General features: G+C 36.5%; 20 protein-coding genes. 15 read left to right on the top strand and 5 right to left on the bottom strand.

What is annotated here, in order from left to right; translation table 11 throughout:
* Positions 1 to 7: 7 nt before the first annotated feature.
* The 4 genes from ureB (at position 8) to C9I86_RS03365 (ending at position 3,753) form a co-directional block, all read left to right on the top strand.
* Positions 8 to 334, top strand: coding sequence for an urease subunit beta (gene ureB / locus C9I86_RS03380; protein WP_080156092.1), 327 nt, complete (start codon positions 8 to 10; stop codon positions 332 to 334).
* Complete coding sequence (ureC, locus tag C9I86_RS03375) at positions 327 to 2,033, top strand: urease subunit alpha (protein ID WP_107275621.1); 1,707 nt, start codon at positions 327 to 329, stop codon at positions 2,031 to 2,033. The genes ureB and ureC overlap by 8 nt, the downstream gene beginning before the upstream one ends.
* A gap of 112 nt (positions 2,034 to 2,145) precedes the next feature.
* On the top strand, positions 2,146 to 3,381 hold the full coding sequence (locus C9I86_RS03370) for a RidA family protein (RefSeq protein WP_107275620.1): 1,236 nt from the start codon (positions 2,146 to 2,148) through the stop codon (positions 3,379 to 3,381).
* 129 nt (positions 3,382 to 3,510) lie between these two features.
* Positions 3,511 to 3,753, top strand: a complete 243-nt coding sequence (locus C9I86_RS03365; protein ID WP_080156089.1) for a hypothetical protein — start codon at positions 3,511 to 3,513, stop codon at positions 3,751 to 3,753.
* A 1,078-nt stretch (positions 3,754 to 4,831) separates the two neighbouring features.
* On the opposite strand, the gene C9I86_RS03350 is transcribed toward C9I86_RS03365, so the two are convergent.
* Entirely contained in the window at positions 4,832 to 7,429 is a 2,598-nt protein-coding gene (locus C9I86_RS03350; RefSeq protein WP_107275619.1) for a hypothetical protein, read from the bottom strand.
* 233 nt (positions 7,430 to 7,662) lie between these two features.
* Here C9I86_RS03350 and C9I86_RS03345 point away from each other — a divergent pair, with 233 nt between their 5' ends.
* The 4 genes from C9I86_RS03345 to C9I86_RS03330 all read left to right on the top strand — a co-directional run bounded on the left by C9I86_RS03345 (position 7,663) and on the right by C9I86_RS03330 (position 10,229).
* A complete protein-coding gene (locus C9I86_RS03345) occupies positions 7,663 to 8,691 on the top strand; it encodes a potassium channel protein (RefSeq protein WP_107275618.1) in 1,029 nt (342 codons plus the stop codon).
* 279 nt (positions 8,692 to 8,970) lie between these two features.
* Positions 8,971 to 9,231 carry a hypothetical protein gene (locus tag C9I86_RS03340; protein WP_107275617.1) on the top strand — a complete coding sequence of 87 codons (261 nt, stop codon included), beginning with the start codon at positions 8,971 to 8,973 and terminating at the stop codon, positions 9,229 to 9,231.
* A 20-nt stretch (positions 9,232 to 9,251) separates the two neighbouring features.
* Positions 9,252 to 9,542 carry a hypothetical protein gene (locus tag C9I86_RS03335; protein WP_144396145.1) on the top strand — a complete coding sequence of 97 codons (291 nt, stop codon included), beginning with the start codon at positions 9,252 to 9,254 and terminating at the stop codon, positions 9,540 to 9,542.
* Between the two features lie 297 nt (positions 9,543 to 9,839).
* Positions 9,840 to 10,229: a DUF2541 family protein gene (locus tag C9I86_RS03330; RefSeq protein ID WP_080156082.1), complete on the top strand. Its 390-nt coding sequence runs from the start codon at positions 9,840 to 9,842 to the stop codon at positions 10,227 to 10,229.
* 96 nt (positions 10,230 to 10,325) lie between these two features.
* Here C9I86_RS03330 and C9I86_RS03325 read toward each other — a convergent pair whose 3' ends face one another.
* From C9I86_RS03325 to C9I86_RS03315, 3 genes are read right to left on the bottom strand one after another with little or no spacing between them, the layout of a single operon-like run.
* A complete protein-coding gene (locus tag C9I86_RS03325; protein ID WP_107275616.1) occupies positions 10,326 to 11,180 on the bottom strand; it encodes a DmsC/YnfH family molybdoenzyme membrane anchor subunit in 855 nt (284 codons plus the stop codon).
* Positions 11,180 to 11,809 (bottom strand): DMSO/selenate family reductase complex B subunit, encoded by a 630-nt coding sequence (locus tag C9I86_RS03320; protein ID WP_080156080.1) that lies wholly within the window; start codon positions 11,807 to 11,809, stop codon positions 11,180 to 11,182. The genes C9I86_RS03325 and C9I86_RS03320 overlap by 1 nt, the downstream gene beginning before the upstream one ends.
* The gene (locus C9I86_RS03315; protein WP_107275615.1) at positions 11,809 to 14,253 is read right to left on the bottom strand and encodes a DmsA/YnfE/YnfF family dimethyl sulfoxide reductase; all 2,445 of its coding nucleotides are present in this window, start codon (positions 14,251 to 14,253) and stop codon (positions 11,809 to 11,811) included. The genes C9I86_RS03320 and C9I86_RS03315 overlap by 1 nt, the downstream gene beginning before the upstream one ends.
* Before the next feature lie 168 nt (positions 14,254 to 14,421).
* On the opposite strand from C9I86_RS03315, the gene C9I86_RS03310 reads away from it, so the two are divergent.
* From C9I86_RS03310 to C9I86_RS03290, 5 genes are all read left to right on the top strand, one after another.
* The gene (locus C9I86_RS03310; RefSeq protein ID WP_235865774.1) at positions 14,422 to 15,006 is read left to right on the top strand and encodes a molecular chaperone TorD family protein; all 585 of its coding nucleotides are present in this window, start codon (positions 14,422 to 14,424) and stop codon (positions 15,004 to 15,006) included.
* Complete coding sequence (locus tag C9I86_RS03305) at positions 14,999 to 15,259, top strand: ATP-binding protein (protein WP_080156077.1); 261 nt, start codon at positions 14,999 to 15,001, stop codon at positions 15,257 to 15,259. Before C9I86_RS03310 ends, C9I86_RS03305 begins: the two co-directional genes overlap by 8 nt.
* 215 nt (positions 15,260 to 15,474) lie before the next feature.
* Positions 15,475 to 16,326: a patatin family protein gene (locus tag C9I86_RS03300; protein ID WP_080156076.1), complete on the top strand. Its 852-nt coding sequence runs from the start codon at positions 15,475 to 15,477 to the stop codon at positions 16,324 to 16,326.
* A 130-nt stretch (positions 16,327 to 16,456) separates the two neighbouring features.
* Positions 16,457 to 17,110, top strand: coding sequence for an oxygen-insensitive NAD(P)H nitroreductase (nfsB, locus tag C9I86_RS03295; RefSeq protein ID WP_080156075.1), 654 nt, complete (start codon positions 16,457 to 16,459; stop codon positions 17,108 to 17,110).
* A 3-nt stretch (positions 17,111 to 17,113) separates the two neighbouring features.
* Positions 17,114 to 17,404, top strand: coding sequence for a putative quinol monooxygenase (locus C9I86_RS03290; RefSeq protein ID WP_107275614.1), 291 nt, complete (start codon positions 17,114 to 17,116; stop codon positions 17,402 to 17,404).
* A gap of 96 nt (positions 17,405 to 17,500) precedes the next feature.
* Here C9I86_RS03290 and C9I86_RS03285 read toward each other — a convergent pair whose 3' ends face one another.
* Complete coding sequence (locus C9I86_RS03285; protein WP_107275613.1) at positions 17,501 to 19,387, bottom strand: FAD-dependent oxidoreductase; 1,887 nt, start codon at positions 19,385 to 19,387, stop codon at positions 17,501 to 17,503.
* Between the two features lie 442 nt (positions 19,388 to 19,829).
* On the opposite strand from C9I86_RS03285, the gene C9I86_RS03280 reads away from it, so the two are divergent.
* Together C9I86_RS03280 and C9I86_RS03275 are read left to right on the top strand one after the other, a co-directional pair.
* Positions 19,830 to 20,444 carry a histidine phosphatase family protein gene (locus C9I86_RS03280; protein WP_107275612.1) on the top strand — a complete coding sequence of 205 codons (615 nt, stop codon included), beginning with the start codon at positions 19,830 to 19,832 and terminating at the stop codon, positions 20,442 to 20,444.
* 260 nt (positions 20,445 to 20,704) lie between these two features.
* Positions 20,705 to 20,986, top strand: a complete 282-nt coding sequence (locus tag C9I86_RS03275) for a hypothetical protein (RefSeq protein ID WP_080156071.1) — start codon at positions 20,705 to 20,707, stop codon at positions 20,984 to 20,986.
* Positions 20,987 to 20,992: the final 6 nt, after the last annotated feature.

Here is a 20,992-nt window from a genome sequence, read left to right as displayed (position 1 = left end):
GATAGCAATGATTGCTGGTGAAATTGTTTGTAATGAACAAATAAAAGAAATTTGTATTAATGAAAATAGAAATACAATAACTATTTCTATTGAAAATTGTGGTGATAGAACTGTTCAGATTGGTTCACATTATCATTTCTATGAAACAAATTATGCACTGAAATTCAATCGTGAAATTACAAAAGGCTACCACCTTAATATTGCAGCCGGAATGTCTATTCGAGTATTAGCAGGGCAGAAAATGGATGTAGAGTTAGTCGAATTTTCTGGAGCCAAAAATATCGCAGGTTTTCAAGGGAAGTTTGTACAAAAAGCAGGACAAAAAAATGACTAATATTATTCAAAAAAATGATTATATTTCAATGTTTGGTCCAACCGTTGGTGACAGCATTCGATTAGCTGATACTGAGTTATGGGCGAAAATAGAGCAAGACTTCACGCAATATGGCGAAGAAATGAAGTTTGGTGGTGGTAAGGTTATTCGTGATGGGATGGGGCAGAGTCAACTTACTAGTGAGCATTGTGTTGATGTTGTCATTATCAATGTGGTTATTATTGATCATTGGGGAATTGTTAAAGCTGATATTGGTATTAAAGACGGTCGTATCGTCGGTATAGGAAAATCAGGTAACCCAGATATTCAAAAGAATATTGATATTGTGATTGGTCCGAACACTGAGGTTATTGCAGGCGAAGGACAAATCATTACAGCCGGTGGTGTTGATACGCATGTTCACTTTATTTGTCCACAGCAGGTAGAAGAAGCGTTATCCAGTGGTTTAACAACATTAATTGGTGGTGGTACTGGCCCTGTTGCTGGAAGCCTTGCAACAAATATGACTCCTGGTGTGTGGAACATGCATCGTATGCTTGAAGCTATTGATGAGCTTCCAATTAATGTGGGTTTATTAGGTAAAGGGAATAGTAGTGAGCCTGAAGCATTAAAAGAGCATATTTTAGCCGGCGCTGTTGGTTTGAAAATACATGAAGATTGGGGCTGTACACCTGCAACAATTGATACAAGTTTAAAACTGGCTGAAGAATATGATATTCAAATTGCGATACATACTGATAGCTTAAATGAAAGTGGCTTTTTTGAAGATACAGTAGATGTTCTAGAAGATCGCATTATACATGCCTATCATGCTGAAGGTGCTGGTGGTGGTCATGCGCCTGATATTTTAAAAGCGTGTGGCGTGAATAATATCATTCCGTCATCATCTACACCTACAATGCCTTATACGATCAATACCGTTGATGAACACTTAGATTTAATCATGGTTTGTCATCATTTAGACCCCAAAATACCTGAAGATTTAGATTTTGCATTATCGCGAATCAGAAAGGGTACTATGATGGCTGAAGATATTTTGCATGATATGGGGGCGATTCCATTAATGACCTCTGATTCTCAAGCTATGGGCCGAATTGCAGAAGTTATTAGCCGGACTTGGCAATCAGCGCATAAAATGAAAATTCAACGCGGTGCATTAGATGGTGATTCTTGTAAATCAGATAATAATAGGATCAAACGTTATATTGCAAAGTATACGATTAACCCTGCTATTACTCATGGTTTATCTCATGATGTGGGTTCGGTCGAATGTGGAAAACTTGCTGATCTTGTGCTTTGGGACCCTGGCTTTTTTGGAATAAAACCGTCATTGATTATTAAAGGTGGCATGATTGTAATGGCCGAAATGGGGGACCCAAATGGTGCGTTACCTACACCACAACCCGTTCATTATCGCCCAATGTATGCCGCTTATGGGAAAGCAAAAATGAAGACGTCGATTACGTTTATGTCTCAAGCAGCGATTGATGCGGGGCTTCCTGAAAAGTTGCAGTTACAGAAAATTATCAGTGGTATTAAGAATACTCGTAATATCTCTAAACAAGATATGATCCATAATAATTGTACGCCTGAAATTAAAGTAGATCCTAAAACGTTTAGTGTGTGGGAAAATGGTGAGCTTTTAGAATGTGAACCAATGCATGAATTACCACTAGCTCAAAACTATATGTTATTTTAGATGAAAGTGAGTAATGGAAAAATTTACTTTATATACTCTGCTTTTCTTATTTACCTTATAAAATAATTAAAAACAAATAATAATACATAAACTATTTTAGGATAAATATAATATGGCAAATAATATTATAAAAAATTCACGAAACACGAAAAATGCACCCAAAAATTCAGCCTCAACTCAAAGTGTTGCATTTTCTCATTACAATAATATATCGGCTCAATTACCGTTAGATCCTAATACGGGGAAAATGGTTATTGGCGGTATAAAAGAACAAACAACACAATGCTTAAATAACATTAAAGCTATTGTTGAACATATTGATCACACTATGGATGATGTGGTTAAACTTCATGTTTTTGTTAAAGATATTTCAAATATTAAGATAGTAGATGAAGTATACAAAACGTTTTTCAATGATATTTTACCGACGCGTACTGTCGCTGTCGTCGCATCTTTACCTTACAATGATGCATTAATACAGATGGATGCGTTAATTTCAAATGGTGAGGGAACGGCCCCACAGCAACCTTGTGCATTAATTAAAGTCTCTAGAAATACGGATAAAGCACCAAATGATAAGATGGCAACGCAAACAGTTGCATTTTCTCATTATAATAACTTGTCAGCTCAATTACCGATAGATTTTAAAACGAATGAAATTATTATTGGTGATATTAAAATGCAAGTAAAGCAATGTTTATATAATATTAATACGATATTAAGCAGTATTGATCATGTTCTTGATGATGTGGTGAAAACAACAATATATATTAAGAATATTAACGATATTAATGTTATCAATGATGTTTGTAATACGTTTTTTGGTGATTATATTCCAGCCCGAACTTTTATCGTCGTTGAGGATTTACCAGCAGGCGCACTATTACAGATTGATACTGTTGTATCGCATGGTGATGGTACGCCGCCACAACTACCTGAAGATAGCCGTCTACTTGTTATCGAGGCGAATAATAGTGTAAATGCCCCAACTGTGCCTTATTCGCATACAGTTGCATTTTCTCATTACAACCATATTTCAGGCCAATTGCCATTAGATCCTGAAACATTGACGGTTGTTAATGGCTATATACAAGCGCAAACAAAGCAATGCCTCAATAATATTAAAGCAATTATTGAAAGTGTTGATCATGTTATGGATGATATTGTGAAAGTTAATATTCAGCTTAAAAATATGCTGGATATTGAGCTTGTTGATGAAATCTATGCATCATTTTTCAAAGAAGCGCTTCCTGCCAGAACGGTGATAGGGGTATCAGCGATTCCAATGGATGCTCTAATTCAAATAGATGTGATTGTTTCGAATTGTGAAAGTACACCACCGCAATAATATAGAGCATTATATAAACTAAAATATTAAAAATTCGCCTCATGTTAAAGAAATTATGCTTTTCTTGAGGCGATATAGTGGACTACGTATTATTTTTTTAACCATTCAGTTATTATAAGTGGAGAGTTAATGTCTGATTTTAATGTAGCATCAGAGTTATTAGCATTGAAAGCGCAAACGAAAGCAATTCGTAATCGGAAATCGATTAATAGAGTATCTAGACTTGATAAGTTTAAATTTGAATTGTTAGAGCTTTATCAAGCCGGGGCGAGTGTTGCTGAACTTCAGCGATGGCTAATGACAAATGCGAACATACAAATTGCACATTCAACCATTTTAAGATGGTTAGATAAACAAGAAAATGTAAAATAGATTTGTCTGTGTAAGTAATAAAGAAACAAAAGTATCTAGAGTATATAAACATGAATATAATATATGATACGAATGTTATAAGCTGTGATAAAAATAAGCATCAAATAAAATGTAATGAGTGTCTAAAAATAACAGATCATTACATATTAGCGTCAATTGAACAGTTTGGTACAACGACTGCCGATGAAGACGTATATTGGAATTGTAAAAATCAAACAATTCAATGTCTTGAGTGTAGTTCTGTGTCTTTTAGAACTGTGTCTATTTGTTCTGAATGTCAAGCTTATGATGATAAAGGTGAGTATTATTATCCTGAGAAAATAGAAAATCACTGATAGTATTAAATAATAAAAAATAGTATGCCGATAATTATTCATGAAATAGTTATCGGCATACTGCTTTTTATTCAATAAAATTTAAAATAGCAGGGTGATTGTTATCATTATATTGTTTACTAGAATAGCAAAGTTTATTGGTTAATTGAGTATAAGTTATGATATGTATTATTTCGTCTTTATTAATAAAAATGGATACTTTATCAAATGAAATATCTGTAATTGTTTGTATTGATGAGTCTAAAATGGCAAGAACTAACCGAATACAATTATAACGTTCAGATGCAGATAACCCAATGAGATTAGAGTTATTTAAAATACTAAATTTAAGTTCAATATCTGAGGTGTTATTTAAATTTGTGACTTTAAAATACATAGTTAATATTTCTTATTGATTTGACATAAAGATATTGTTTTTTTATTGTAATTCTAATTATCTATCTATTGCAAATTAGAAAATGAAGACAAATTATTAATAATTTATATTAAGTTAGATATTAATTCAAAAAATACTTATAAGGTAATGATAAGTAAAAAAACACACGCAAATATCTAAATAATTCACAAAAAAATAAATATTAAAAGATAAAATCAAAATAGCGAAAAACCATATTTATGGTTAAAGTTCATACTAAAAATCAAAAAGTAGATAGAATACAATGATTATATGGTTAGATAGGAGAAAGGGTATGACTACGTGCCACACCCTTATGCAATGTCTATTCTACTGACTAAAGAGAATATTAATAAGGCAATTCACCGGCTTTAACTAGCTCGCTATATACATCAACAAACAGTTTAGCAAAGTGAATTTCAGTCCAGTTACATGGAACAGGAGGGCAGCCATCATACCAACTGCGACCAATTTGCTCCCCTAGGTACAAAGCAAAATCATACATTTCACCATGTTCGACTTTATCTAATTCAGTATCAGATAAACCAAATACAGTACCAGCACTTTTACCAAAACTATAAATATCTTGGAACCCAGTTTGCTTACGATAATTAACAAAACCATTTGAATTTAAGGTCTTATCTAGTAAATCCGCATACTGTGCTTCGGTCTTAAATGTTGTGCCATATAAGAACATATCGTGCCCATAAGTTTGCTTATAATTCATTAGCTTTGTTCTAAATTTATCGCTAGATAAAATGTAAGCAACGTTGGTGATTAGTTCAATATGACGTTTGGCACTGTTAGCATCCCACGCTTTTTCAGCTGTAGGGTTTGTAATGAGACTATTTGTAAAAGTAATGTCCCAAGTGGCCGTAATGTTGTTTAATTTATCTAACAGCGGGTGTTTTGTCGCAGTATTAAAACGTGAATCAATAAGGTGTTGCGTTCCATAATGGCCGTAAGTATTTCCCTTACCGTCAAGTGTACTTAACATCTTGGTATAATTATAAACACCACCACCATCGACAGTATTAAAGCTATTATCGACGTTAAGATCGGTAATAGGTAACGTAATACGTGTATATGCTGGCAATTTATTTAAATTAGCCAAGCGTACCCAATTGTGTTGACTATGAGCACGAATATCAAGATCCAGGTTTTGCAGATCAACTTCAGTAAAGTTTGTAATTTCAACGGTATTACGATCAACTAAACGCACATTTACCATTGAACCGATATTAGCCGAAAGTGACCAGTGGCCTTCACTTAAACCTTGTTGCAATACTTTACGTACATTGGCTGTCTGTGGCAGAGCGTCAAAGTCTAATTGTGCTGTCGGTACATACGCATTTGGTGTAAATTCAAGTGTGTCTAATTTATCAAAGGTAACAGTTTCAACAATCGTATTTGTTAAAGCAACAATCTCATTATTGCGAACCAACAAATCATGGCCACTTACCCAGAAATGGTCAATTAAATAAACCGCTTTCTCTGCGTCTTTTAATTGATAATCATTAGCTATAAATTGTTGTATGTCATACATTGCAAAACGGGTTGTTGATTCTACATATTGACCATTATTTTCTTTAATAAATATGTGTTTATCGTTAGCATCCATTGCTTCAATAGCACCAAGGTTATTGTGCATAGGTTGTATTGTCATACCTTGAGAGAGTGTAGATAAATCATAAATAGCAGAGCCCTGAGTACCACCGACCAGTAATTTAGATCCAATAAACTCCAGTGATGAAGCTTGACCGTGTGCATAAGCCAAGTAAGCTAATGGTTGTAGTGACTTTATTTCACCTAACATCGCTGGAATATGTTGATAAACAGTGATCTTGTCTGCGTCCGCAACCAAAATGTATTGTTCATTAATAGCAATTTTAGCCTGGCCATTATGTTTGATGGCATAAGAGTACTGGTATTGACTATTCTCGCCACTAAAAACGTCAATACGGTTATGTGCTTTGATAGCAGAAACAAACAGTTGTGAGTTGTAGCTACGTAAATCGTCTAAACCTTTGTATGGCTGCTCTTTATTAATACCAAAGATTTTAGTTGTTGTGTTTGCTTTAGTGTCATAAATACCTACCATTGGTACGTCGTCTTGACTATTTTCGGCTGTAGGTGATTGAGCAACAATAAGTTTATCACCAAGTTGCTCAATTGATACCATGTTAGCGTATTCTGCATTAACGCCAAATTTATACGGTGCAAGGTGAGTTGCATCTAATTTTTCATGGGTTTCTGAGCCAACAAAACAGGTAAGTGTTTCATTTAATACATAATCACTGTCTAAATGGCCATTTGGTAAATATTCAAGTACACAGCCATTATTCCAGTCGTAGTTACCCCAATCTTTATTAGCGACAACAACGCCGCCTTCATACATTGAAAACTCCCAGCTTTGATCGAAGAAACTAAATAAATTACGGGTAGCACTGTCATCAGCCCAATTTCTTAGCGGAACAATAGGAGTGCCATGTTCTTGATCTATTTCGTAATTAATACCGTTTAGTTCAATGTATTTTTTACCATCTTTAAAGAAATAGAATTCTGGATTATTGGCAAATGATTTTAGTTCTTTGACACGCTCAACCATCTTTGATGCCATTTCATTCATAATTTGAACGTATTTAACCTGATTTGTTGTATCAATTTCAGGTGTTATTTCAGATTCAGGAGGTGGGGGTAATACTTCTTCAGGGATAGTGTCTGATTCTGATTTTGAAATAAATATCCACGGGGATTCCCATGCATTTTGAGTAATATTTGCTGGAGATTCACTAGGATTAACCCACCACTGAGCTTCAAAAATGCTGTCGTTAAATTGTACTTGCTCTTTAGCGGAATAGCTTTTACTTGGATCATAAGTTTCAGTTGCAAACAACGATCCAGAAGTAGCCAATAAAATTGCAGCTGACAATAGTTTTATATTCATATTAACACCTTGATATTAAATGGTTTTTAATTACTGTTAGTGAAATGTAATTTTTAAAAACTTTATATAATAAAATCATGTGGAAACTATCGTATAATATTATACATTTACTGTCGCTATGTTTTTTGTACTTGTTGCATATGTTTTTATGTAACAAATAGTATCTATAGCAACATACAGCGACGTTAGTATTCGCTACACTATGAATATTATGTAAATCAAAGGGAAAGGGTATGCATACACTATTAAAGGTCATAAAACAGATCATTGATAAGCATCTTATGGCCATTAATAGATACACATTAATGTTACTTGTCAGTGGGTATGTGGTACTTAGCTGGCTCGGATTAGTGTTTACCCATGAAGTGCATTTAACAGATGAAGTTGCGCGATTTATTTATTATATGGTGACGACAAGTAGCACCGTTGGCTATGGTGATCTAAGTCCAATAACAGCACAAGGACAGTTATTTGCAGCCTTATTTATTATTCCCTGTGGTGTGGGATTATTCGCATTATCGATTGGTAAAATAGCTGTTTTTTTTACTGATTTTTGGCGAGCAAATCGAAGAGGTAAACAAAATTTGAATTTAGAAAATCATATTATTGTTATAGGCATTAATAGCCGTCGAACTCCTCATTTACTTGAAATGTTAAAAAGGGAGGAGCAAGGGCGACGTGAAGTAGTGGTTGTCTCTTGTGAATATGATGAATCACCATTTTATACAGATATACATTTTGTGCGGGTTAATTCATTTACAGATGCTATTGAAATGGAGCGTGCTAGCCTTTCAACCGCCAGTGCAGTAATTGTTGATACTGATTTAGATGACGCGACATTAACCGTGAGTTTATTTATTGCAGAACAAAATAGTGATGCACATTTGGTGGCGCACTTTGATGATGCGATTAAGCGTGATTTGTTACATAAATACTGTCCTAACTCAGAATGTATATCTTCGTTATCCACAGAATTAGTGGCTAAATCTGTTATAGATAAAGGCTCAAGTTTTATTCATTCAGAGTTGGTAAGTGCACATAAAGGTCAAACTCAATACTCAATTGAAGTTCCGGTTGATATTAACAATATTACTTTAGAATCAATATATTACACATTTAAAAAACATCACGAAGCTATCATAATTGCAGTGCAGCAACAAGGTAAAGTCTGTGAAATTAATCCTAGCTTAACGACGATACTTAAAGCTGGCGATGTTGTTTATTACATTGCAGATGAACGTATTGTTGATCTAGTTTGGTAGCACTTAATGCGTGGTGATTTTGTGGGATTAATCACAGAACAGATTTTGTTTAATATACTATCAATCAATTAACAGATATTAATATGCCACTAGGTTTGTATTGTAATGTTTATTAATGATTAACAGGATGTGGTGTTTAGAGCATATATAAATATTAGTTTTAGATTATTAATTAAATACTGAATGAAAGTGATAATAAATAGAATTATATAAATTATTGCTGTTATATAAAATAGAAACAAAGCTAAGTTTGTCGGTATTCATCATAAGGAAATGACGATGCAGTGGGATGATGTGAAAGGGCCAAGATCTTTTTTTGGTAAAGCACCTGTTGATATTTACAAGCCTATTGAAATAGGGGAAACAGCAAAACTACGTTCAAATCGACATGAAATCAAAGTGAAAATTATTGAGTGTCAGTTTGACGTTATTAAAGGGGAAGTCATTGACGATAGTGCTGAGATTGGCTTAGTAACCTTAGTTAATGGTGATATGGTTGAGTTTGGAGCTCAACATATTGTTACCTTATACCGTAATTAGCTGAATAATGATGAAGGATAGTGAAATTGGTCGGTCTAAGTAAATCAGGCGCTGAACGCTATGGAAGAATCTTTGCTCAGTTGACTGATGAATCATGGGTATTTGGTGTGATTGTCGCCACCGTTTTTTTAGTCATAACATTATGCCTAAGTTATAGCATTATCTACTATGTTCCACTTTATCAACCAACAACAGAGCCTGCTATGGCTATAATGGCAACACTAAAACCGTTGATGTTTGTTTTTCCTCTTATTACCGCAGGGCTCACCTTTGTGGCAAGTTTTCGAGCTGTTAAATCATATTATAAATAATAAAACAGCTGCTTAAAAATAGGCTAATAATAGCGATGAGTTATCTGATAACTCATCGTTTTTTTTGAATGAAAATGCGTTAATTTTGTTAAATAAGTGAAATTAATGTTTTTCATGTGATTGATTAATGATAAAAATCCATACTGGTTATTTTTTATAGTTAATATTGACGCATTAATAAATATTGATGAGATTAATGTGTGATCGCTGGTTTATTTGATCGCTAATTGTTTACTCGTTTTTTTTAGAATTTACGCTACGATAGCGGCCATTTCTCGTTCATTTATTTATTAGATCATGAATATAAAAAAAGCGGTTTCTTATCTATTTGTTGCTGTAAGTTTCTTTGGCTGCATGTCAGTAGCACATGCTTATGACCAAATAACGCTTGGTCGCACGATTTTGCTTGAAATCGGTGATCATGGCGCAAAAATACCATTAGTCGTGTGCCGTAATACCGACGCAATTAAAGTAAAAGCAGAACGTAACTTACACCTTGAACGTATTAAAGTAACATTTAGAAATGGTGAAACGCGTAATGTTTCTTTCCATCGGGATCTGAAGAAAAATCAAGAAACGAGCTGGCGTAAATTTTCATACAAACGTTGTGTGAAGAAGCTAGAAGTGTACGGTAATTCTGATGGTACTCGTGCAGGCGTTAAAGTTTACGGCCGTCAAAAAGATTAACTAAAAAACGCCATATGTCTTATCTTTATCATAAAGGATGAGACAATATGGCGTTGTTTTTATTTGGGTGTTTTAAGCCTGATATAATCGATTAAATTATAATAGCCCGACGGTGAAGTGTAAGCCGTAAAACACTCCGCGTCCGATGATTTCTGCTGCAAACATAATCACAAAAGCAAGGCTACTTAAGGCAGTAACTGATATTGTCTGAGATGATTTAAATGCAGAGAATAACCATAAGCCACCCGCAATAACGAGCAATAGCAAACGGGTAATAATTGATCCTGAATAAATGGCTAAATGTTCAGCACCCGTCTGAATTGATGTTGTTATTTCAGCGATACTCACTAATTGCCAAGCTGTTATCACTAGATGAAGTGAAATAATAACGACACCAAATGTAGCTAATTTAGCGTTTAACGTTGGGGTTGTTGCACCTGTTAGGTTTAATAGTACGTAACCGAGTAATACACCTGACATTAATACGGTGCCAATAAACTCGACGTAAGTGAAACTGCTATCCCATACTGGAACGGTATTGATCAAATAGACTTTGATCATCGCTGCCATAAAAATAACACCAGCAATACTGACAACAATACGGGCAATTTTTAACGCATGCTCACTCGCAATTTTAAACAGTTCAGCAAGCCAATAAATACCACCTAAAGCAAAGAATAAGCTACCGGTTAGGATCTCGTTTGATAAACCAGAGTGACCGACACGGTTTAAGGCATTAAATGCACGTAAAGGACTACCAAGGTGCATGGTTGATGCCGCGAAACCTATCGCCATAAATGCCCATAAAATAAACATACTAAGCACCAGCGGTTGACGCTGTTTTGCTGTTGAGTCCATTTGGGATAAACGGCCTGCCATAGTGATATAGCCACCAACAGCAGTTTGTGCTAGCACAGTAAACACGACTAAAGGTAATTCAGGATATAACATTATTTTACCTCCCGAGGATTTTGCAGAAATCCACTGGTATCATTAACGGGCTTACCATTTGGATTTAGCTTAATGATTAAGTTTGGATGGGTAATATTTGAATCAGGTAATGGTGCACAATTAGCATTAGTGCCGTATTTTTTACGTAATTCACCGATCTCGCCAAATTCAATTGCGCGTAATGGACAACTATCGACACAGATAGGCATTAATCCTTCAGCGACGCGTTCAAAACAGCCGTCACATTTGGTCATATGACCTTTTTCTTCGCTATATTGTGGTGCGCCATAAGGACATGCCATATGGCAATATTTACAGCCAATACAAACATCTTCATTGACGACCACTAAGCCATCTTCTTCACGCTTATGCATTGCACCTGATGGGCACACTTTTGTACAAGCGGGATCATCACAATGATTACATGAAATTGACAGGTAATAAGAGAAAACGTCTTGGCGGAATACACCATTGTTTTCACTCCAGTTACCCCCTACATACTCATAGATTCGACGAAAGTTACGATCAATACCTAGATCTTTATTGTCTTTGCATGATAATTGACAAGTTTTGCAACCAGTACATTTACTTGAATCGATGTAAAAGCCGTATTGTTTTTTCGGTGTCATTACGCAACTCCCATGCTTTTCACAAGTTTCACTTCAACAAGGTTAGTGTGAGATGGATTAGATTTCGCCAGCGGGCTTGGACGGCTAGTGGTTAATACATTAATTGAACCGGCCTGATCGACACCTTTGCTGTTAGGTGAATACCAAGCGCCTTCGCCAAGTGCAGTGACATGGGGCATGATACGAGGCGTCACTTTTACGCGAACATTCATTTCACCTTGTTTACTGCGTACACTGACGAGATCGCCATTTTTAATGCCACGAGGTGTCGCATCAATAGGGTTCATCCATAACTCTTGTGGTGCTGCGGCTTTTAAAATATCAACGTTAGCATAAGTTGAATGGGCACGAGCTTTGTAGTGGAAACCCGTTAACTGCAGTGGGAATTGCTCACGATCTTTTGAATCCCAACCATTAAATGTTGAGTGATATTCAGCGATCGGTGTAATTTTCTCATCGTCACTTAGGGTCCATTCTTTTGCTATAACTGCTAGCTGTTCGGAATAGATTTCAATTTTCCCTGATGGTGTTGCAAGTGGATTGGCAATGGGATCAGCACGGAAATCTTCATATGGCACATACGGACGATCAAATTGTTTCTTATAGATCCCTTGCTTACGCATTGTGTCGTAATCAGGTAAATTTGCGTCATTATTTTGCTTAACAGTTTCAGCATACATCCACTGTAACCATTGCTCTTGAGTACGTCCTTCAGTAAAGGCTTTTTCAACACCCATACGCTTAGCCACACCTGACATAATGTCGTAGATTGGCTTACATTCAAAACGGGGTTTGATGGCTTGGCTAGCGAAGATGAAATAAGGCATAGATGCAGCAGCACCGTCCATACAGAAGTCAGATTGTTCTGATGTAGTACAGTCAGGCAGAACAATATCTGCATATTTAGCGGATGATGTCATGTGGTTATCGATAACAACGATCATTTCACATGCTTTTTCATCTTGTAGAATATCATGGGTACGGTTGATATCTGAATGCTGGTTTATCAAACAGTTACCAGCATAGTTCCAAATGAATTTAATTGGATTATTGAGTTTTTCTGCACCTAAGATTCCGTCTGTTTTATCTGTCATTTCATGGGCGCGGAAAATGGCATCAGTCCAAAGGAACATCGGAATAGAGGCTTTCACTGGGTTGGCGACTTTAGGGAAGCGTACAAATGGGTAACTATGGCTACCTTCTCGTGCTCCTGTACCACCACCTTGAAGACCCACTTGGCCACGTAGAAGCGACAGCATCATGATAGCTTTACAAGCTTGCTCACCATTAGCTGAACGTTGTAATCCCCAACCTTGAGTGATGTAAGTACGGTTTGAGTTACCAATTTCACGGGCTAATTTAATGATAATGTCAGCAGGAATACCGGTAATAGGCGCAGCCCATTGGGGCGTTTTTGGTGTTTTATCATCGCCATTACCGACAATATAGTCTTTGTAACTGCCGTTTTTAGGCGCTGATACTGGTAATGTTTTGGCATCATAGCCAACACAATATTTATCAAGGAAAGCTTGATCAACTTTATTTTCAGTAATTAATACATGGGCAATAGCGGCACATAATGCGGCATCTGTTCCATGTTTAATTGGAACCCACTGATCTTCACGGCCACTAGCGGTGTCGGTGTAACGAGGATCAATGCAAATTGTGCGGGTATGGCTGATTTGCTGGCCATCAACAAAACTATGAACTTGGCCGCCACCAGACATACGTGTTTCTGCTGGGTTATTACCAAACATAATGCACAAATCAGCATTTTGTACATCATCAACACTGTTGTTATCAATAAATGAACCGTAGAAAAAGTCACTCATACGCTCAATGTTGGCAGCTGAGTAGTCACCATAATGGTTTAGGTAACCACCACAAAGGTTCATCATTCGTGCAATTAGCGTGCTAGATGGATCCCAACTTTTCGTCACAGTGCCACCAAGTGTGCCTGTACCGTAGTTAAGATAAACTGCATCATTACCATATTCTTTAATGGTATGTTTTAAGTTATTGCCAATAATATCGAATGCTTCATCCCAACTAATACGTTGAAATTTACCTTCACCACGTTTGCCGATACGTTTTAATGGGTATTTAAGGCGATCAGGGTTGTAGACACGACGACGCATTGAACGGCCACGTAGACAGGCACGGACTTGGTGAGAATGGTTGAAAACATCATCACCTGTGTTATCCGTTTCAACATATTTTATCTCACCATCAACGACATGCATACGTAAAGGACAGCGAGAACCACAGTTCACCGTGCATGATGACCAAACGATTTTCTCATCGGGCTTTGCTGGGGTTTCTTTAGCAATCGCTTTAACGCTGGTGAATGGTAGGGACATTCCTCCAGCTGCGGCTGCTAATAAAGAACCACTTTTTAGCACGCTACGACGACTGACGCTAAGTGGCTTTTTTGAATCTGTCACATTATCCCCTTAAGACATTGCTTTTTTATTTTATGAGGGGAGAAAGTATGCCTTCATGAAATTATCATTTATTGTTTTGCGTCAATATATGTAAGATAGTTTCAAAGCATTATTAACTTAATGATGTAAATTAATAGATTATGAGAAATGATGTTCATTTGTAGCGATATGGAAAATATAAAAACATTGAGCCGAGTTATTGGTGGGTTATTTTATTACCACCCCAGCCAGTATGAAACGGTAGGCCTTAGTGCGGTATTAAGCTTGGATCATACTGGTTTTACTCAGTTTGATACCACGATAGCGGCAATTTCGGCAACGGATCCCCATACATTATCTGTCTGGCATGATGAGTTATTCACCGGAATAGGGGAGATGAAAGCACCGCCGTGGGGATCAGTTTATTTAGATAAAGAAGCGGTGGTCTTTGGTGATTCAACGCTCCACTTTCGACAATTTTTACAACAATACGGCATCAAATTTGAAACGAGCCATAATGAACCAGAAGATCAATTTGGACTTATGTTAATGGTGATCGCAAGTTTAATTGAAGATAACAATTTGGATGCGGTTACTGAGTTGTTATCCAAACATTTATTGCCTTGGGCTCCACATTATTTAGCGCTACTTCAACAGGTTGCTCCTACTGGAGCTTACCGAGAGTTGGCTGAGTTAGGTCAAGCTTTTATTGTGGCTCTTGCAAAAACGTTTAATGCCGAAATAGTGCCAGGTAAGATCTATTTTAATGCGTGAATCAAAGCAATATAGTCGGCGTCAGTTATTTACGCACTTCGCACGTCAGCCAATAGAATCACCACCACGGTTATTAATCAGCAATACTTGCGATAATCTTTATGGTTATTGTGAAAGTTGTGTTGATGTTTGCCCAGAGCAGGCGATCTTATGGTTGGCGGATAAAAAACCAACGATTGATGTTGCAAAGTGTCGTCATTGTAAACGATGTATTGATGCCTGTTTTATCAATGCAATCACAATAAATGAGTAATAAGCATTGGCCTTACTTTATTTTTATAAGTTGAAATAGCGTATATATTGACTAAACATACTATTGTTAGTTGCTATATACCCATGAAAATTAAGGATGCAATAAAAAGAGGCATTTTCTGCTATTCGGTGCAGTAATATTCGCCTTATATTGATATTCTAATCCCATATGCAATTAAATGTTAATTGGTTCATGACTTATAAGGATAAATGTTTATGACTGATACACCTAAGCGTGCTTTAGTTGTTGAAGGTGGTGCCATGCGTGGTATTTTTGCTACGGGTGTTTTAGACGCATTTCTTGAAAAAAATTATAACCCATTTGATTTTACGATTGGTGTGTCTGCTGGATCAATGGTGCTAATGGGTTACTTATGTAAAAACCATAAGCGTAATTATCAAGTCATCACTGAGTATGCGCGTAGTAAGTCATTTATTAATTATTTTCGTTTTGCTAAAGGCGGCAATCTTATCGATATTGATTGGTTATGGTCTGAAAGTATTAACAATCTGCCATTAGAAATTGATAAATATGAAAGCCAAGGTATTCCTTTATTTGCGACAACAACAAATATTGTTACTGGCGATGCTGACTATATTGAAGTGAAACGAGATAACTTACAAAGCTTGATGACAGCAACATGTGCATTACCCATTGTTTACCGTAACTTCCCCAAAGTGGATGGTATTGCCATGAGTGACGGTGGTATTGCTGATCCTATTCCTGTTATTGAAGCTTATCGTCGTGGTGCGCGTGATATTACGGTTATTTTATCTCATGCACAGGCTAATTTTGTTCATAGTCATCAAGTTCCGTGGTTAACACGTAAAATATTCAAAACAACACCTGTATTTGGGCAAGAATTTCTTACAAAAGAATCTCGGTATAATAAAGCATTGTATTTTATCCGTAATCCACCTGCTGATTGCCGTATTACTGCGATTGTACCAAATAAAGATTTTCTGATTAAACGTTTAACACGTGATGTAAATAAATTAAACGCTGGATATGAGTTGGGTCGCCAAGCTGGGTTTAAGATGATCAATGATGAGCAAGCATTAAGTTAATTGATGTGTGACAGAGTGTTATTTGATATTCAATATGAGTTTGGAAAATCGGGTAGTTAGATAGGTTTTCCTTTTTACCATGAGAGAGTATGGTATGAACTCAAAGAATATACTGTACTAGGAAAATAATATGAGCATTGTTGATGCTGCGGAAAAGCGTTATTCAACCAAAGTTTTTGATCCTTCTCGTAAGTTGAATGATGATCAATTACAACAAATTAAAGCGTTGATTCGATTAAGTGCTTCTAGTGTAAATTCACAGCCTTGGCATGTTATTGTCGCAGCAACCGATGATGCCAAGCAGCGTATAGCAAAATCGGCTGAAGGCCCTTATGTTTTCAATAAGCCTAAAATGTTGGACGCTTCACATGTGCTCGTTTTTTGCTCAAAAACAGCTATTGATGATGATTATCTAAATGACTTATTAGCGTCTGAACAGCAAGATGGCCGTTTCTCTAATGAACAATCAAAACAGCGCATGGTTGATGGACGTAATTTCTTTGTTGATTTACATCGAAAAACCTTAGGTGATGCTGATCAATGGATGCAAAAACAAGTGTACTTGAATATTGGTTCACTATTATTAGGTGTTGCAGCCATGGGGATTGATGCAGTGCCGATTGAAGGTTTTGATTGTGATGTATTAGATAAAGAGTTTAATCTTAGCGCGCAAGGTTTTACTAGTTTAGTGGTAGTGCCTGTTGGCTACCATAGTGCGGATGATTTTAATGCCAATGTGCCTAAGTCACGCTGGCATGATGAACAAATTTTTACGGAGTGTTAACCCATGATTTATTTATTAGCTGAAATTAAAGCAAACCCAAACTGTATTGAAAAAGCACAAGCACTATTAGAGTCGCTAATTGCACCGACGCATTTAGAAAAAGGTTGTGAGAGCTACCAGTTGTTCGCTGATCAAAACGTCGATGGTTTATTTATAATGCAAGAAGTGTGGTTTTCTCAAGCACATCTTGATGAGCATTTAGAAAGCACACACTTTATGAATTTTCTAACTACGGCGGAAGAATATAAATTATTTGAATATGTGAAATTACGTCCAATGAATTTGGTTGGCTAATTTAGCTTAAATAAAAGCCACTATCTGTGTTTGCTGTTACAACAAACACTGGCAGTGGCTTTTTTATCACTAAAATTTTGTTATGACTAAATATTATTAAGCTATTATTGGACGTAATCCACTGATGATCAATTGCTTATCAACATGATAATCGGTCGCGTAATGACGCAATTTACAGTCATTACCATCATGACAACCACAACTTAAACAACGTTTTGCTTCATTTATTGCCGCTTGGTGGCTATAGCCTTTCTCAACTTCATTAAAACTTAAATGACGTGCGTTTACGTGCAGCTCTGACATTTGATTACGCATAACGTGTGTTAAGGCATGTTCAAGCTGAGCTTCAATATCTGTTGAATTATTATCTGCAAGTAATGAGCGCATAATATTTTTAAGTTTATCGACATGATCAGGGCGAATTAAATGCCCACGAGCCACATTGCGCTCACGGAATGACTCAGTGTAGAGTTTTTCCATGTTGCCACCAAATTGCACATCGATTGCTTGAGCTGCTTTACGGCCATCTGCGATGGCTTCGATTGCAGTGGCTGGGCCGCGACGAAAATCACCAATACCAAAGATGTTATCAACGCCAGAATACATGGTGTGCTCATCGGTATTGAGCGTATTCCAACGACTCATTGGTAGCTCTGTGGTTTCGTTAGCTAAAAAGTCAGTATTAGTTTTTTGTGACACAGCCGCTATCACTGTATCAAATTCAGCATAGATATATTCACCTGTCGCTTTAGGAGAACAACGTCCAGAAGCATCCGGTTCACCTAACGCCATTGTTTCTAATTTCACTTGGCAAATATGATCATTGTCATCAGCAATATTTTCCACTGGATTGGTCAAAAATAGGAATTTAACCCCTTCGTGTTCTGCTTCTTCAATTTCATAAACTTCAGCCGGCATTTCATCACGGGTGCGACGATAAATAAGGGTTGTGTCTGCTCCTAAACGTAAAGCGGTTCGTGCACAGTCAATTGCTGTATTGCCGCCACCGATAACAGCCACTTTTTTACCAATGGTGTAGTGCTTATCAAGCATTTGATCTTTTAAAAAGTCGACCCCAAGATAATGCCCATTAAGATCGGTTCCTTGATAATGCATTTCACTGGCGAGTGAAGCACCAACTGCTAAACAGACGGCATCATAGTTGTGTTGTAATGATGATAGCGTAAAATCCGTCCCCAGCTTTTTATTGGTTTCAATCGTCATACCATTACGGCACATGATGTCAATTTCTTGATCTAAAATAGCTTTAGGTAAGCGGTATTCTGGAATGCCGTAACGTAACCAACCGCCAGCTTGAGGCATTGATTCAAAAATAGTGACGTTGTAACCTTTGTTGCTTAAGAAGTAACCACAACTTAGTCCACCAGGACCTGCACCAACGATGGCAATATGCTGCGCTTTAGTGGATTTTTTTATTGGGGTATAAGCATGTAATGATGCTAAATCAATATCTGCGGCATAGCGTTTTATTTGTCGAATCGCAATCGAACCATCTACCAATTTACGCTGACATTTCGCTTCACAAAAAGCAGGGCACACACGACCAATAGACAATGGCATTGGTAGTGTTTTTTTGATGACTTCAATGGCTTTTTGAGGTTGATTGGTTGCAATAAAATAGAGATAAGATTGAATATCAACATCTGCTGGGCAAGCAACTTGACAAGGAGGAACACTGCAACTGATATTGGGTGCGGATAAAATCTGTTCCAGCGCTTGTTTACGACGTTGAATTAATGCGGTCGATGTTGTTGTAACGACCATGCCTTCAGTCGGATGAATACGACATGCTTTAACTGTGCCGTGGTGTTCTATTTCAACATCGCATAGGTCACAGTTGTGATGAAAACCGTCAATATTACATAGCGATGGGATTGTAATGCCACATTCTTCAGCAGCTTTGAGCAAGGTTAGACGTTGACTTACCTTGAATGTGTTACCGTCAATAATGATATTTACCATTAATAGTCTCTATTCTTGTTATCGACTGAGAACAAAGTTGTATTGATATCGTTAGTGTTTCTCAGTGATTTTTAATTATTTTATGAATTACTTAAAGGCTATATCCGTATAAGCCAAAGATGCGAATTGCTTATAACAAAGCAGAGGTTAGGCGTATTAAATTGTCTGTTATATGTTCGTTGGCTAAATAGGGACGGCATCATAGCATGATGCTTTGGAGGTATAAAGAGAGCTATTGTCGGTTGTGTTTTTATTTTTTATATTTAAAATCAAATAATTAAAATAGGTAATCGTTTGCTATGTGATGTTTTTATGGGAATTTTATTTGTAATAAACTTAAGGGCTAATCATAAGAAATCTGAATTATTACTGTTTGTTTTTAGGTTTGTTATTGTTGGGAATGCCTTGATGGTATAACCTAAAGCTCACGCAAGGGGGCACAATGTCAAAAAGCATATTTTTATTACGTCATGGTCAAACAGTTTTTAATGCACAACAGCGCTTACAAGGACATTGTAATTCTAACTTAACAGACTTGGGGCAACATCAAGCTGCTGCGATTGGTTTATCTCTACAAAACAAATTAGCAAATAAGCGTCAATGGACAATATATTCCAGCCCATTAGGCCGTGCGATGCAAACTGCTGCAATCGTTGCTGAACAAATAGGTATTGATGTAAGTGAGATTGTACAAGATGCACGCTTACAAGAATTTTGTTTAGGTGATTGGGAACAAGCATATATTCCTGATATTAAAGCAACACAGCCACGTCTTTGTGAACAACGTGATTGGTATTTAATGGCACCAAATGCTGAGTCTTATTATGCCGTTAAAGATCGTATTGAAGATTTTCTGGCTGATGTTTCAGTGCCAGAAAATGTCATTGTTGTTTCTCATGGGTTAACCGGCGCTGTATTTCGTGGTGTTTATGTCGGCATGACTTACAATGAAGTTTTCTCTCAAGATTTACCACAAGATGCTTATTTCTTATTAGCTAACGATAAAATCAGTCGTATTCAGTGTGATATCCACAGTATCGCTGCCTTTGCCGTCTAAGTAGCCATAACAGCAAACTAATAGTAACGTTTTATCTATTAATAAAAATTATCTTTCATTTCTGCATAAAGTATAATAAAACACAGTTTAGATAACGAATTTATGCTTATGTTCATTGTTGGTTCATTTATAGAAAGCTATTATTGAAATAGATAATAAAAGTATTGAATAAATGTTTGAATAAGCAGACTTATCAGGTATGAGATAAACATTAGGATAACCTAATGGCCTGATTGATATAATTTTAGAGAGGCGTGTCCATGAGAAATTTACTTACTGGTTTTTTTGCTGTTGTAGTCGGTTTATTTGCAGTTTCTTTTGCTGCCATTATGGCATTGTTTCTTGGTATTGCAGCAATGATTGCGAAGCCATTTATTAAACGTAAACTTGCAGCTGAAGGCATGCAATACGAAGAAAATAATTTTACAGAAGGCTTTGCTGGCCAAGATGAAACCATGAACAGTGTTTTCCGTCAGCAACGTCAAACGACAGCAAATGTGATTGATGGTGAATGCGAAGATGTGACTAGCCGAAAGTTTTAGTCGACG

The organism is Photobacterium sp. NCIMB 13483, from assembly GCF_003025475.1.
Lineage (GTDB): Bacteria > Pseudomonadota > Gammaproteobacteria > Enterobacterales > Vibrionaceae > Photobacterium > Photobacterium piscicola.
Note: the sequence above shows the minus strand (reverse complement) of the source record. Positions and strands in the feature narration are given on the sequence as shown.